Below are 12,531 nucleotides of genomic sequence, written 5' to 3'. Positions count from 1 at the left end.
TCCATGGCCTGGGTGGCGCACGGCGCGCATCGTGCGCGCCGCCCTTCGGGTCTACGGTTGCCTATGGCGAGTTCGGGGCGGCGGGGGGAGCCAAGTGCGGAGCAATGGCAACGGCTAGATCAAGATGGATTCCAGCGTTCGCTGGAATGACGGGGTGGGGTTGCGGGGGCTTGGGGTAACGGCGGAGTTGTGTGGTTGCGGTTGGGGGGTTCGCCGCGATAACGGATAGCGATATTCGCTACATCGAAGCCCTGCAGGTGCTGCGCGCGTTTCGAATGCGACCTCCGCGAGTCGCGAACGCCCCGCCGCTGCGAACCGACGCCGCCACCGGGGCCACCAACGGCATTTGCGCGCGCCGGTATGCGACCTCCATCCTCGGCGCCGTCCCGCCCCAACCGGTCCAACCCCATGCCCGCATCCCGCCCCATGCACGCGCTCGCCGCCGCCGCCCTGCTGACCGCGGCGCCCGCGGCCTTCGCTAACGAAACCGCGCCGATCGACCCCGCCACCCGCGCCGCCATCGAAGCGACCTGCTTCGACTACGTCGACGGCCAACTCGAAGGCGACCCCGCGCGCGTCGCCCGCTCCCTGCACCCCGACCTCGCCAAGCGCAGCGTGCTCGGCGAAACCGCCGACGAGAAGCTCGGGCTGCGGCGCATGAGCAAGGAAGAACTGGTCGAGCTGACCCGCCGCGGCGCGCTCAAGACGCCCAAGGCGCAATGGGACCGCAGCTGCGCCGCGCTCGACGTCGCCGGCAACGTCGCGGTCGCGCGCGCGGAAACGCCGTGGTTCGTGGACTTCTTCCACCTCGGCAAGTTCGGCGACCGCTGGATCATCGTCAACGCGCTGTGGTACTCCAAGCCCAAACCCGCGCAGCAGTGAACGCGGTGCGGATGCGGATTCGCGCACGAATCCGGATCCAGCTGCACCCCGGCCCTCGCCGCCGCGCGCTACAGTGGCGCCGCGTCCACGCAGCGGGCCGCGGCCGCCGGCCGTGTCCCGTCGTGGCTTCCCGCCCCGACCGGAGCCCGCCATGCCTCGCCTTCGCCTGAGCTTCGCCGTGTTGCTGATCGCCGCCGCCCCGCCCCTGGCGCAGGCCAAGAGCGCCTGCCTGATCCAGGGCCAGGTCGGCGGCATGGTCATCAACGAGTGCACCGAAACCGACCAGAACCTGCCCGACGACCAGCTCAAGCAGCAATGCAACGGCAAGGTGCCGGGGCTGGAGGAAGTCGGCGGCCACGCCGATGCGCGCATCGTCGCGGCCTGTCCCGGCGGCGCCGACGGCGTGTGCGAGGCGCCGATGGGCGCGCAGGCGCGGATCTATTACTACAAGCGCGCGCCCGAGGCGCTGGCGACGGTGCAAAGCGCCTGCGAGGCGCAGCGCGGCAAGTGGGTCAAGCCGTGACAGCGGGGCGGTTCGCGGCGCTGTGTCTCGGCGCGTTCGCGGCCGCGGCATCGATGCCGCCGGCGCGCGCCGATACGCCGGCCTCCGATCCGCCCGCGTTCGACCGCCCCGGCATCGCGTTCTCCACCGGCACCCTGCCGCGCGGCGGTTTCGCCTGGGAACAAGGGCTGCCCGACGTCCAGCGCGACCGCAGCGGCGGCGTGCGCAGCACCGGCTACAGCGCCGGCAGCAACCTGCGCCTGGGCCTGACCGACACGCTGGAACTGCAGCTGGCGGCCTCGCCCTACAACTACCAGCGCCAACGCGGCGGCGGCGCGCGCAGCAGCGCGCGCGGCGCCGGCGACACCGCGCTGGCGCTGAAGCTGGCGCTGCCCTCGTCGAACGACAAATTCAGCTGGGCCGTGCTCGGCAGCGCCACCGTCGCCACCGGCGACCGCGATTTCAGCGACGGGCGCGATCATTACGCGCTCGGCGCCACCGTCGCCTACGACTTCGACGACGCCACCTCCGGTTCGCTCTACCTCAATGTCGAACGCAGCGGCGGCGCCGACGCGTGGACGTTCTCGCCGAGCCTGAGCCGCGCCTTCAACGCGCGCTGGGGCGGCTACCTGGAGGCCGGCTGGACCCGCACCGCGCACGCGCCCGACACCGGCGTGGCCGGCGCCGGGGTGACCTTCATGGCGACCCCGACGATCCAGCTCGACGCCTCGCTCGACGCCGGCCTCAACGACGCCGCGCCGGACTGGCAGGGCGGCATCGGGGTATCGTTGTTCTTCCGCTGATCCGTTCCGCCACAGGCAGTGCTCATGGAAGACAACCTCTACGCCCCGCCCACCGCCAATGTCGTCGCCGACGCGCCGGCCGCCGACGCCCACCGCTTCTATGTGGTCGCGCCGCTCAAGTTCTGCCTGCTGTTCTTCTTCACCCTCGGCCTGTACCAGCTGTACTGGTTCTACATGCAATGGGCGCGCTACGCCCGCCGCCATCCGCAGCACACCGTGTGGCCGGTGGCGCGGGCGATCTTCGCGGTGTTCTTCGCCCACTCCCTGGCCAACCGCCTCGACGAGGCCGGGCGCGAGCGCGGCGAGCGCGCGGATTGGGCGCCGATCGCGACCGCGACGGCCTACGTGGTCTGCCAGATCCTGGGCAACGTGTCCGACCAGCTCGCCGCGCGCAATATCGGCCTGCCGTACAGCGATTTGATCGGCACCGCGATGCTGCTGCCGGTCGGCCTGAGCCTGCTGCGCATGCAGGCCGCCGCCAACCGCGCCAGCGGCGATCCGCACGGCGACGGCAATCGCCGCCTGGGGCCGGCCAATTACGTGTGGCTGGCGATCGGCGCGGTGCTGTGGCTGGGGCTGCTGTCCAGTTATCTGCTTTGAGCGCTGGCGGCCGCGACGGCGGGCGGTGACGCGCGCCGGGACGCAGCCGGCCGGCGTGGCGCCGCCTGCGCGGCGGTGCTAGCGTCGCCGTCAATGCGCGCCCGGCGCGCCGACGCCGGAGCCCCGATGCACCGTCCAGTCCGCCGTATCGCCGCGTTGTGCTGCTGCATCTTGTGGGTCCTGGCCGGCTGCAATCGCGGGGCAGCGCCCGCGGCGCCGCCCGCCGCCAGCGCCGATCACGACGCCGCGCAGGCGCGCCGGATCGAAGCCGACGTGCGCTTCCTCGCCGACGATCTGCTGGAAGGCCGCGAAACCGCCACCCGCGGCTTCGACCTGGCCGCGCTGTACGTGGCCGAACGCCTGCGCGCGCTCGGCGCCGAACCGGCCGGCGAGAACGGCGGCTACTTCCAGGACGTGCCGCTGCTGCGCGCGCAGCGCCTGGATGGCGGCGGCGAACTGCGGATCGAACGCGCCACCGGCACGGTGGCGTTGAAATTCCGCGACGAGTTCCTGCCGCAGCTGGATTTCGCCAGCGGCCAGAACGACGTGACCGCGCCGGCCGCGTTCGTCGGCCAGGCCGTGTTCGCGCCCGAGCTGAAACAAGACGACTTCGCCGGCATCGACCTGCGCGGCAAGATCGCGGTGTTCTTCAACGGCGCGCCCAAGCGCTTCGACCACGACCGGCGCGCGTTCTACAGCGGCTACCGCGAGAAGCTCGCGGCGGTGGCGCAGCGCGGCGCGGTCGGCGCGGTGATCGTCGCCACCGACGACGAGGAGAAGCGCAGCCCGTGGGCGCGCGGCGCATTGAACTGGGACAAGCCCGGCATGCGCCTGCGCGACGCCGACGGCCGCGCGCTGGATACCTTCCCGCAGTTGCGCGTGGTCGCCAACGTGTCGGCCGCGCGCGCCGCGGCCGTGCTCGACGCCGGCGACCACGACACCCGCGCGCTGTTCCGCCAGGCCCGCGACGGCACCCTGCGCGGCTACGACCTGCCGGGCACGCTGAGCCTGTCGGTGCGCAACACCTTGCAACCGGCGCAGTCGCGCAACGTGGTCGGCCGCCTGCCCGGGCGCGACCCGGCGCTGCGCGGCGAGCATGTCGCGTTCACCGCGCATCTGGACCACCTCGGCATCGGCGCGCCGGTCCAGGGCGATGCGATCTACAACGGCGCGCTCGACAATGCGCTGGGCGTGGCGGTGATGCTGGAAGCGGCGCGGCAACTCGCCGACAGCGCCGCGCCGCGCAAGCGCTCGCTGCTGTTCGTGGCGCTGACCGGCGAGGAGAAGGGCCTGCTCGGCGCGCACTGGTTCGCCGACCGTCCCAGCCCGGCCGACGCGACGCTGGTGGCCAACGTCAACATGGACATGCCGGTGCTGCTGGCGCCGACCACCGACGTGATTCCGATCGGAGTGGAGCATTCCAGCCTGCAGGCGGTGCTGGCCCGCGCGGCGGCGCAGACCGGGGTGACGCTGTCGCCGGATCCGTTGCCGGAGGAAAGCATCTTCATCCGCAGCGACCAGTACGCCTTCATCCGCAAGGGCGTGCCGGCGGTGTATCTGATCGGCGGGCTCACCGGCAGCGAGGCGGCCAAGCGCCAGTTCGGCGAGTTCCTGCGCGGCGAGTACCACCGGCCCGGCGACGATGTCTCGCAGCCGATCCAGTACGCCGACGCGGCGCGGCTGGCGCGGCTCAATGCGCGCATCGGCGAGGCGATCGCCGGCGAGGACGCGCGGCCGGCGTGGAATCGGGGGGATTTCTTCGGCGAGAAATTCGCCAAAGGAGCCAAGCCTTGAAGACTTGGTTGCCGCTGGGAGAAAAGCGTCGGGCCTGAAGGCCCTCCCACAGGAGCGGCCGCTCCAGCCAGTGCTTGTGGGAGGGCCTTCAGGCCCGATGCTTTTCGCTCAGCCCACCGCAGCCCCCGCCTATACTCGACCCCATGAGCGAACCCCACCTGCGCACCCTCGGCCTGCTCGGCGGCATGAGCTGGGAATCGACCCTGCCGTACTACCGCCTGATCAACCAGACCGTGCGCGAGCGCCTCGGCGGCCTGCATTCGGCGCGGCTGCTGCTGTACAGCGTCGACTTCGCCGAAGTCGAGCGCCTGCAGCACGCCGGCGACTGGGACGCGGCCGGCGCGCTGCTCGGCCGCGCCGCGCGCTCGCTGCGCGACGGCGGCGCGCAATTGCTGGTGATCTGCACCAACACCATGCACAAGGTCGCCGACGCGGTGGAGCAGGCCGCGCAACTGCCGCTGCTGCACATCGCCGACCCCACCGGTGCGGCGATCCGCGCCGCCGGCCTGGGCCGCATCGGCCTGCTCGGCACGCGCTTCACCATGGAGCAGGACTTCTACCGCCAGCGGCTGCAACAGCGGCACGGGCTGGAGGTGCTGGTGCCGGAGCAAGCCGAACGCGAGGCGGTGCACCGGATCATCTACGACGAGTTGTGCGTGGGCGTGATTCGCGAACAGTCGCGGCAGGCGTATCGCGACATCATCGCCGGCCTGGTCGCGCGCGGCGCGCAGGGCGTCATCCTGGGCTGCACCGAGATCGGCCTGCTGATCGGCGAGAGCGACGTCGATATCCCGCTGTTCGACACCGCCGCGCTGCACGCGCGCGCCGCGGCGCTGGCGTCGATCGGCGAGAGCTGAGCGCGCGGCGGGGTGGTGCCGGCCGCATTCGCGCGCCACACTGGCCGCATCGACTGCGACAGGAGCGCGCAATGAACGATCGCCCCAACCCCGGCTGGTTCGGCCGAAACTGGAAATGGTTCGTCCCCACCGGCTGCCTGACCGTGCTGTTGCTCGGCGCGCTCGTGCTGGCCGGCCTGATCGGCCTGGGCATCAAGGGCGTGTCGGGCCTGATGAGCGGCAGCGAACCGGTGCGCCACGCGATGCAACTCGCCCAGACCAATCCCGAGGTCAAGGCCGCGTTCGGCGAGCCGCTGGAGACCGGGATGGGCTTCCAGGGCTCGCTGACCACCGACAACGACCGCGGCTCGGCCGATCTGTCGCTGCCGATCACCGGACCCAAGGGCAGCGGCCGCCTCTACATCAAAGGCTCGCGCGAGGCCGACCGCTGGACGTATCGCTTGATCGAAGTCGCCATCGACGGCAGCGAGCGGCGGATCGATTTGCTCGGTCCGGCGGCGAAACCGGCGCAGCCGTTGGAGACGGCGCCGGAAGACGGCAAGGACGAGGGCGAGGTGCCGGCCGGAGAATCGGCCGCGGCCTGAGCGACGCTCTGGCGGAGATTTCCTGCGTCGCTTCGCCGATAGGTTCGCGACTCAGCAACCCGGCTACTCGTCATTCCGGCGAACGCCGGAATCCATTTCGATCTTGGCGTTGCCGTTGCTCTTCGCTCCTCACCGTCGCGAACTCGCCACAGGCGACCGTAGACCCGAAGGGCGGCGGGGAGCGAAGGGCGAAAGCAAAGACAAGATCAAAATGGATTCCGGCGTTCGCCGGAATGACGGCCTTGGGGGCCTGGAGCCTTGAGGGCCTTGAGGGCCTTGAGGGCCTTGGGGGCCTTGGGGGCCTTGGGGGCCTCGGAGCTTCGCAGCCTCATCGAAACAACGTCTCTCGCCCCTCACTTCCCCGGCAACGGCAACGCCTTGAACTCCTTCACCGTGCGCAACACCAGGCTGGAATTGATGTCCGCGCCGCCCGCCTGATTGAGCAGGCGATCGAGCAGAAAGCGCGAGAGATGCTCCAGGTCGCGCACCACGATCTGCAACAGATAGTCCATGTCGCCGGTCAGCGCGTAACAGGCCACCACCTCGTCCCAGGTGCCGACGAACTCGGCGAACGCCGCCACCGCCTCGCTGTCGTGGCGGCCCAGGCGCACCCGCACGAAGGCCTGCAGGCCCAGGCCCAGTCGCGCCGCGTCGACTTCGGCGCGGTAGCCGCGGATCACCCCCTCGCGCTCCAGCCGCTGCACCCGGCGCAGGCAGGCCGAGGCCGACAGGTGCACGCGCTCGGCCAGCTCGGCGTTGGTCAGGCGGCCGTCGCGCTGCAGTTCGGCGAGCAGGACGATGTCGGTGCGGTCCAGTTCGATGGTGGCCATTTTCGGCGGCTCCGGGGCGATACACGCAAGGATGTTGCGCCAAACCGGGTTTCTGGCGCAACAACGCAAGCCTATTGCGCCGTAGCGCGGCTAAAGTCGTCTTGTCGGCCCGTTCCGGGCCAGCCCAGAGCGAGCCAGCCCGATCCCGGGCCGGCCCAGGAGCGAGACGGTATGAACACCACCCCGCAGCGCGTCGAACATCAGCTCACCGACAAGGGCTATGTGCCGGTGTACACCACCGCCGTGGTCGAGCAGCCGTGGAGCGCGTATTCGGCCGACGACCACGCGGTGTGGGCGCAGTTGTTCGAACGCCAGCAGAAGGTGCTGGTGGGCCGCGCCAGCGACGAGTTCCTGGTCGCCCAGCGCGCCATGCACATGACGCCCGACCGCATCCCCAAGTTCGACGAGCTCAACCGCACCCTGCGCGCGCACACCGGCTGGGAGCTGATCGGCGTGGAAGGGCTGCTGCCGGAGCTGGCGTTCTTCGACCACCTCGCCAACCGGCGCTTCCCGGTCACCTGGTGGATCCGCAAGCCCGAGCAGATCGACTACCTGTCCGAGCCGGACCTGTTCCACGACCTGTTCGGCCACGTGCCGCTGCTGATGAACCCGGTGTTCGCCGACTACATGCAGGCCTACGGCAAGGGCGGGGTGAAGGCGCACGGCATCGATCCCGATGCGCTGGTGCACCTGACCCGGCTGTACTGGTACACGGTGGAGTTCGGCCTGATCAAGCAGGCCGACGGCCTGCGCATCTACGGCAGCGGCATCGTCTCGTCCAAGAGCGAATCGATCTACAGCCTGGAATCCAGCGCGCCCAACCGCATCGGCTTCGACCTGGAGCGGGTGATGCGCACGCGCTACCGCATCGACACCTTCCAGAAGACCTACTTCGTCATCGACAGCTTCGAGCAGCTGATGCGCGCGACCGAGCCGGATTTCACCCCGATCTACCGGCGCGTGGCGCAGCAGGGCTCGGTTCCGGCCGGCGATGTGTTGGCAGCCGACACGGTATTCACCCGCGGCACCGGCGAAGGCTGGCTGACTGAAGGCGACGTCTGACTGCGTTGTTGCGTATCTCCCTGTAGGAGCGGCGCAAGCCGCGACAACGCCACCGCGCCAACGACGGGACTCCACCGGCCCGCACCGTTCGTCTACCTCGAACAGCGCGGCCATGCGCAACGGCGTGCGCGCGCTACACTCGCGGCCGATGAACGACGACAACCAGAGCAACACCCCGCACATGGGTGCGGGCCGCGCCGCCGCCGCGCAGACCGCCAGCGGCATCCCGTATCGCCAGATCCGCGCCGTCTACGACGACGCCACGATCCGCGTCTACCAGGCCTTCAACGACCCGATCGCCGACGCCGCGCTCGCCGCCGGCCGCTTCGTCGCGCCGTTCTCGCGCTCGCGCATGACCTGGATCAAGCCCTCGCTGCGCTGGATGATGTACCGCGCCGGCTGGGGCTACAAAGACGACGACCAGCGCCGCATCCTCGCCATCGACATCCGCCGCGACGGCTTCGAATGGGCGTTGGCGAACAGCTGCCCTTCGCATCCGGATCCGGCGATGACGCCGCAGCAGTGGCGACGGCATCGCGATGCCACGCCGGTGCGGATCCAGTGGGATCCCGAGCGCAGCCTGCGGCTGGGGCCGCTCGACCATCGCGCGATCCAGATCGGCCTGGGCGGCGAAGCGGTGCCGCGCTACATCGACGAATGGACGCAGCGGATCGAGGACGTGACGCCGCTGGTGCATCGCGTGCACGGCCTGGTGCAGGCGGATCGGCTGGACGAGGCGGCGGCGCTGTTGCCGGTCGAGCGGCCGTATCCGGCGCTGACCGAGGTCTGATCGCTGGCTTGCCGGAACCTCGGTGTGGGAGGGCCTTCAGGCCCGATGCTTTTTCGGCCCGGGCACAGCGACCTGAGCCGAAAGCGTCGGGCCTGAAGGCCCTCCCACAACACCCGCCGCGGCGGCTTGACGCGACGGCTGCGCCCGCAGACTCGGCCGCCGGCGCGCAAGCCGGCGCCGGATCAAGCCGTCGCCATCAGATCGACCTGCGGCGCGCGCCGCTGCCCGGCCAGGAACCGCGCCGCCCAGCCGGCGAAGTAGCCGGCGCTGAAGCCCGACACCACCAGGTCCCAGCCCAGCGCGCTGTCGTGCAGCTGCGGCGAGACCGCGGCGGCGACCTGCAGCGCGTAGTGGGCGCCGAAGATGCCGAGGTTGCGCAGCAGCGGCAGCACGCTGCCGGGCTGGCGCACCAGGCGGCGCCGGTGGTCGAAGGCCAGCGCCGCCGGGTTCAGCGACCACGCGCCGAGCAGGCCGCCGATCGCCGCGCCGAGAAACCAGCGGCCGAGCGTTTCCAGCGGCGCGCCGGCGTGGCCGGCCAGCCCGATCAATCCCCAGGCGATGAACACCGCCGGCACCGCCCACACCCGCGCCAGCGATTGCACGCCGGTGCGCAGGCGGCTCAGGCCGAGGTAGATCAGCACGGCGAAGATCGCGTAGACCCAGACGGGGGTGCCCTGGAACAGGTGGGAAATCGGCATGGCGGTGGCCTCGGAGTCGGGAAGAGGGCGGATGCGGCGCCGGCGCGGAATCGCTCCGGCGTGGCGCTCATGCTCCGCCGCGGCCGGCGCCGGGCGCAGTCCCGGCGGTCATCGATGCGGCCTGCCGGAAGTCATCGCGTGGGCCGGATGGGGGCCGGCGAGGGCGGGGCATCGGCGCGGGAAGAAGCTTTTGCTTTTTTCAGATGTTCGATTTGACGTATTGCGTCACTTCCTCGCAGCCCGGCTGACGCGGCTGGGCGTTTCCCGCCCAGCCGGGCGGAGTGGAATTTTTTATGACTCCGTTCACATTTATTAACTTCAAATCACGTCGCGCTAACAATTCAATATGCGACTTGAATCACGTTGTGGCATGGATTGTGCGTGATTTGGCCGGAGCGCCGGATCCCCCGGCGCCGACTCCCTTCGGACACCTTCCATGCGCAAGCTTCCGACCGCTCTCCTGGCCGCCGCGTTGCTGGCCGGCCTGCCGCTGCTCGCCCAGGCCGAGTCGCAGTACTCCACCGGTACCGCGTCGCCGATCACCGCCACCGCCCGCCTCGATTTCCAGATCACCGTGCCGAAGATCCTGTTCCTGCGCGTAGGCGCCGGCGCGGACTACACCAACACCGCCACGATCAACCAGATCGCCTTCGCCGTGCCCGCCGCCAACGTCGGCAACGGCACCGCGGTCGCGGCCACCGCCGCCTCCGGCGACCTGGGCAACGGCGCGGTCACCGCCAAGCTGGTCGGCAACAACGGCACCATCACCCTGTCGTCCTCGACGGTCGGCGCGCTCGGCAACGGTTCGGGCGACAGCATTTCCTACAGCCAGATCCAGACCACGGTCGCCACCAACACCACCGCCACCGCGCTCAACGCGCCGGCGCTGGCCGACGGCGCGGTGACCAGCACCACCGTCGCCCCGAGCGCCGGCAGCAAGGTCGTCAACCTCGACGCCAAGTGGACCTACGCCTACCTCAACGGCGCGGTGGTCGCGCCGGGCACCTACGGCGGCGTCAACGCCAACAACAGCCGCGTCACCTACACCGCGTCGATGCCGTAACCGACGCGTCGCGACGCAGCCCGCGCCCGGCGCGGGATCCCGGCGCCGCCGCCCGCGCGGCGGCGCCTTCCCCGGAGACTCGTCATGACCGCAGTCCTGCGCGGCCTGTCCCTGTGTGCGTGCCTCGCGTCGGCCGCGTTCGCGCCGGCCGCCGATGCGTTCACCGCCAACTTGAATCCCGGCACGCGCGCGATCTACCTGCGCGTCGGCGACGGCGTCTACACCGGCAGCTACACCGGCAACGGCACGCCCGGCAACGGCGGCGGCGTCGACGTGGTGTCGGTGACGGTGCCGGCCGCGGCGCTCGGCAACGGCGTCGATCAGGTCATGACCACCACCGCCTCTTCGGGCGTGAGCAACTACGACAGCTACGCGTTCTGCAACGTGCCGGCGCAGATCTACGTCGGCGGGTTCTACCGCCGCACCGGCACCGGCGGCGCCGCCACGCTGACCGCCACCGTGCCGGCGGGGCTGACCAACGCCCAGGGCGAAACCATCGCCTTCTCGCAGATTTCCTGGACCAGCAGCGGCAACGGCGACACCGGCGCGCAGCCGATCCCGGCCGGCACCTTCCAGCCCGGCAACCAGGTGCTGGCCAGTTTCCCGATCAACACCTGGCGCGAGAGCTGCCACAGCTTCCGCTACGCCAACGACGCCGTGGTCGGCGCCGGCACCTACTCCGGCAGGGTGACCTACACCCTGAGCGCGCCGTGAGCCGCGGCCTGCGCGGCGCGGCCGCGTCGTTCCTGATGTGCGTCGCCGCCGCAGCCGGCGCGGCCATCCATCGCGTCGACGACAGCGGCACCCAGGTGATGAACCCGAACGTGCAGATGCGCTGGGACGCGGGCGTGCCCGGCGCGCCGGGCCGCGGCCTCAGCGGCGCGCTCGAGGTCGCCCTGCGCCTGGACGTGGCCGCCTGGCGCGGCCGCAGCGGGCGCGTCTACATGACCCTGCCGGCCTCGCCGTCCGGCCCGCTGCAAGTGAGCTGGACCACCCAGGGCGCGTTGCTGCCCGGGCGCCTGGTCGCCGGCGAGCGCGCGCTGGTCTACGCCGGCCCGATCGCCCAGGACGTCCTGCGCGACCGCCTGCGCCTGACCGTGCAGGTCGATGCGCAGCGCATGGAACGCGCCGAAACCGTGAATTTCTCCTTCGAAATCGACCTGGACGAACCCTGATGCGCCTTCCCACGCGCCCTCTCGCCGCGCTGTGCCTGCTCGCCGGCCTGCTGCCCGCGGCCGCCGCCGCGCAAGGTTTTTCCGCGCTGGTCTCGCCGCCGCGCTTCGAAGACCGCACCCGCCCGGGCGAGGTCTACCGCAACGTGGTGGAGATCACCAACGTCTCCGCGCGCGCGGCGCGCTACACGCTCAAGACCGCCGACTGGAGCATCGACGGCCACGGCGCGGTCGCCTTCGACACCGCGCTGGCGCCGGGCAGCTGCCGGCCGTGGGTCGGCCTGGAGGCCGCGCAGATCGACGTCGCCGGCAACGGCAAGCGCCGCTACCGCTTCGAAGTGGCGGTGCCGAAGGACGCGCCGGCCGGCGAGTGCCGCTTCGCGATCCTGCTGGAAGGCGAGCCCGAATCGGTCGGCGGCGCGCTCGCGCTGCCGGTGGCCGGGCGCATCGGCATCATCGTCTACCTCGCCGTCGGCGACGCGGCGGCGAAGCTGCGGTTGATCGACACCGGCACCGCGCAAGTCGACGGCCAGCGCGTGCCGGTGCTGCGCGTGCGCAACGAGGGCAATGCCCACACCCGCCTGGAAGGATTGGTCGATGCGGTCGACGCCGGCGGCCGCCGCTACGGCCTGCAGCCGTCGAGCCTGCCGATCCTGGCCGGCGAAACCCGCACCGAGACGCTGACGCCGCAAGGCGACAGCGCCGACGCGCCGGCGCCGACCCTGGCCTATCCGCTGCAGCTCAAGGGCGCGCTGGAATGGGACCGGCAGACGCTGCCGCTCGACCAGCGCCTGACGCCGTGAGCCGCGCGCGGTGACCGCTCTCGCCCGTGCGCCGCTGCGCCGCCGCCTCGCCGCCGCGCTGGCGCTGATCCTGGCCGCGTGCGCCGGCACG

15 protein-coding genes are annotated in these 12,531 nt (G+C 71.2%); 13 read left to right on the top strand and 2 right to left on the bottom strand.

Features of this window, described 5'->3' with window-relative positions; translation table 11 throughout:
- Positions 1-426 precede the first annotated feature (426 nt).
- From A7A76_RS22650 to A7A76_RS22620, 7 genes are all read left to right on the top strand, one after another.
- Positions 427-882, top strand: coding sequence for a nuclear transport factor 2 family protein (locus A7A76_RS22650; protein ID WP_206413433.1), 456 nt, complete (start codon positions 427-429; stop codon positions 880-882).
- Between the two features lie 151 nt (positions 883-1,033).
- Positions 1,034-1,405, top strand: coding sequence for a hypothetical protein (locus A7A76_RS22645; RefSeq protein ID WP_206413432.1), 372 nt, complete (start codon positions 1,034-1,036; stop codon positions 1,403-1,405).
- Between the two features lie 53 nt (positions 1,406-1,458).
- Positions 1,459-2,187 carry a transporter gene (locus A7A76_RS22640; protein WP_206413431.1) on the top strand — a complete coding sequence of 243 codons (729 nt, stop codon included), beginning with the start codon at positions 1,459-1,461 and terminating at the stop codon, positions 2,185-2,187.
- A gap of 24 nt (positions 2,188-2,211) precedes the next feature.
- Entirely contained in the window at positions 2,212-2,787 is a 576-nt protein-coding gene (locus A7A76_RS22635; protein WP_206413430.1) for a hypothetical protein, read from the top strand.
- 126 nt (positions 2,788-2,913) lie between these two features.
- Positions 2,914-4,581 (top strand): M20/M25/M40 family metallo-hydrolase, encoded by a 1,668-nt coding sequence (locus tag A7A76_RS22630; protein WP_206413429.1) that lies wholly within the window; start codon positions 2,914-2,916, stop codon positions 4,579-4,581.
- A gap of 143 nt (positions 4,582-4,724) precedes the next feature.
- The gene (locus tag A7A76_RS22625) at positions 4,725-5,438 is read left to right on the top strand and encodes an aspartate/glutamate racemase family protein (RefSeq protein WP_206413428.1); all 714 of its coding nucleotides are present in this window, start codon (positions 4,725-4,727) and stop codon (positions 5,436-5,438) included.
- Between the two features lie 71 nt (positions 5,439-5,509).
- Positions 5,510-6,022, top strand: a complete 513-nt coding sequence (locus tag A7A76_RS22620; RefSeq protein WP_206413427.1) for a cytochrome c oxidase assembly factor Coa1 family protein — start codon at positions 5,510-5,512, stop codon at positions 6,020-6,022.
- 353 nt (positions 6,023-6,375) lie between these two features.
- On the opposite strand, the gene A7A76_RS22615 is transcribed toward A7A76_RS22620, so the two are convergent.
- Positions 6,376-6,852: an Lrp/AsnC family transcriptional regulator gene (locus A7A76_RS22615; protein WP_206413426.1), complete on the bottom strand. Its 477-nt coding sequence runs from the start codon at positions 6,850-6,852 to the stop codon at positions 6,376-6,378.
- A gap of 171 nt (positions 6,853-7,023) precedes the next feature.
- Here A7A76_RS22615 and phhA point away from each other — a divergent pair, with 171 nt between their 5' ends.
- Together phhA and A7A76_RS22605 are read left to right on the top strand one after the other, a co-directional pair.
- Positions 7,024-7,914 carry a phenylalanine 4-monooxygenase gene (gene phhA, locus A7A76_RS22610; RefSeq protein WP_206413425.1) on the top strand — a complete coding sequence of 297 codons (891 nt, stop codon included), beginning with the start codon at positions 7,024-7,026 and terminating at the stop codon, positions 7,912-7,914.
- A gap of 181 nt (positions 7,915-8,095) precedes the next feature.
- Positions 8,096-8,704: a DUF4291 domain-containing protein gene (locus tag A7A76_RS22605; protein WP_206413434.1), complete on the top strand. Its 609-nt coding sequence runs from the start codon at positions 8,096-8,098 to the stop codon at positions 8,702-8,704.
- Between the two features lie 182 nt (positions 8,705-8,886).
- Here the strand turns inward: A7A76_RS22605 and A7A76_RS22600 are convergent, their stop codons facing one another.
- A complete protein-coding gene (locus tag A7A76_RS22600) occupies positions 8,887-9,402 on the bottom strand; it encodes a DUF6622 family protein (RefSeq protein ID WP_206413424.1) in 516 nt (171 codons plus the stop codon).
- Positions 9,403-9,838: 436 nt separating this feature from the next.
- On the opposite strand from A7A76_RS22600, the gene A7A76_RS22595 reads away from it, so the two are divergent.
- The 4 genes from A7A76_RS22595 (at position 9,839) to A7A76_RS22580 (ending at position 12,440) form a co-directional block, all read left to right on the top strand.
- Positions 9,839-10,465 (top strand): hypothetical protein, encoded by a 627-nt coding sequence (locus tag A7A76_RS22595; protein WP_206413423.1) that lies wholly within the window; start codon positions 9,839-9,841, stop codon positions 10,463-10,465.
- Between the two features lie 84 nt (positions 10,466-10,549).
- Positions 10,550-11,179 (top strand): hypothetical protein, encoded by a 630-nt coding sequence (locus A7A76_RS22590; RefSeq protein ID WP_206413422.1) that lies wholly within the window; start codon positions 10,550-10,552, stop codon positions 11,177-11,179.
- A complete protein-coding gene (locus A7A76_RS22585) occupies positions 11,176-11,640 on the top strand; it encodes a hypothetical protein (RefSeq protein ID WP_206413421.1) in 465 nt (154 codons plus the stop codon). The genes A7A76_RS22590 and A7A76_RS22585 overlap by 4 nt, the downstream gene beginning before the upstream one ends.
- Positions 11,640-12,440 (top strand): hypothetical protein, encoded by an 801-nt coding sequence (locus A7A76_RS22580; protein ID WP_206413420.1) that lies wholly within the window; start codon positions 11,640-11,642, stop codon positions 12,438-12,440. The genes A7A76_RS22585 and A7A76_RS22580 overlap by 1 nt, the downstream gene beginning before the upstream one ends.
- Positions 12,441-12,531 lie beyond the last annotated feature (91 nt).

Origin of the sequence: Lysobacter enzymogenes (genome assembly GCF_017168095.1) — a bacterium.
Classification (GTDB): Bacteria; Pseudomonadota; Gammaproteobacteria; order Xanthomonadales; family Xanthomonadaceae; genus Lysobacter; species Lysobacter enzymogenes_D.
Note: the sequence above shows the minus strand (reverse complement) of the source record. Positions and strands in the feature narration are given on the sequence as shown.

Bases quoted from the DNA above. Each gene is read 5' to 3' on its own strand.
- A7A76_RS22580 (WP_206413420.1), top strand. From the start codon at position 11,640: ATGCGCCTTCCCACGCGCCCTCTCGCCGCGCTGTGCCTGCTCGCCGGC.
- A7A76_RS22625 (WP_206413428.1), top strand. From the start codon at position 4,725: ATGAGCGAACCCCACCTGCGCACCCTCGGCCTGCTCGGCGGCATGAGC.
- phhA (WP_206413425.1), top strand. From the start codon at position 7,024: ATGAACACCACCCCGCAGCGCGTCGAACATCAGCTCACCGACAAGGGC.
- A7A76_RS22590 (WP_206413422.1), top strand. From the start codon at position 10,550: ATGACCGCAGTCCTGCGCGGCCTGTCCCTGTGTGCGTGCCTCGCGTCG.
- A7A76_RS22650 (WP_206413433.1), top strand. From the start codon at position 427: ATGCACGCGCTCGCCGCCGCCGCCCTGCTGACCGCGGCGCCCGCGGCC.
- A7A76_RS22595 (WP_206413423.1), top strand. From the start codon at position 9,839: ATGCGCAAGCTTCCGACCGCTCTCCTGGCCGCCGCGTTGCTGGCCGGC.
- A7A76_RS22630 (WP_206413429.1), top strand. From the start codon at position 2,914: ATGCACCGTCCAGTCCGCCGTATCGCCGCGTTGTGCTGCTGCATCTTG.
- A7A76_RS22620 (WP_206413427.1), top strand. From the start codon at position 5,510: ATGAACGATCGCCCCAACCCCGGCTGGTTCGGCCGAAACTGGAAATGG.
- A7A76_RS22645 (WP_206413432.1), top strand. From the start codon at position 1,034: ATGCCTCGCCTTCGCCTGAGCTTCGCCGTGTTGCTGATCGCCGCCGCC.
- A7A76_RS22635 (WP_206413430.1), top strand. From the start codon at position 2,212: ATGGAAGACAACCTCTACGCCCCGCCCACCGCCAATGTCGTCGCCGAC.
- A7A76_RS22605 (WP_206413434.1), top strand. From the start codon at position 8,096: ATGGGTGCGGGCCGCGCCGCCGCCGCGCAGACCGCCAGCGGCATCCCG.
- A7A76_RS22640 (WP_206413431.1), top strand. From the start codon at position 1,459: ATGCCGCCGGCGCGCGCCGATACGCCGGCCTCCGATCCGCCCGCGTTC.
- A7A76_RS22600 (WP_206413424.1), bottom strand. From the start codon at position 9,402: ATGCCGATTTCCCACCTGTTCCAGGGCACCCCCGTCTGGGTCTACGCG.
- A7A76_RS22615 (WP_206413426.1), bottom strand. From the start codon at position 6,852: ATGGCCACCATCGAACTGGACCGCACCGACATCGTCCTGCTCGCCGAA.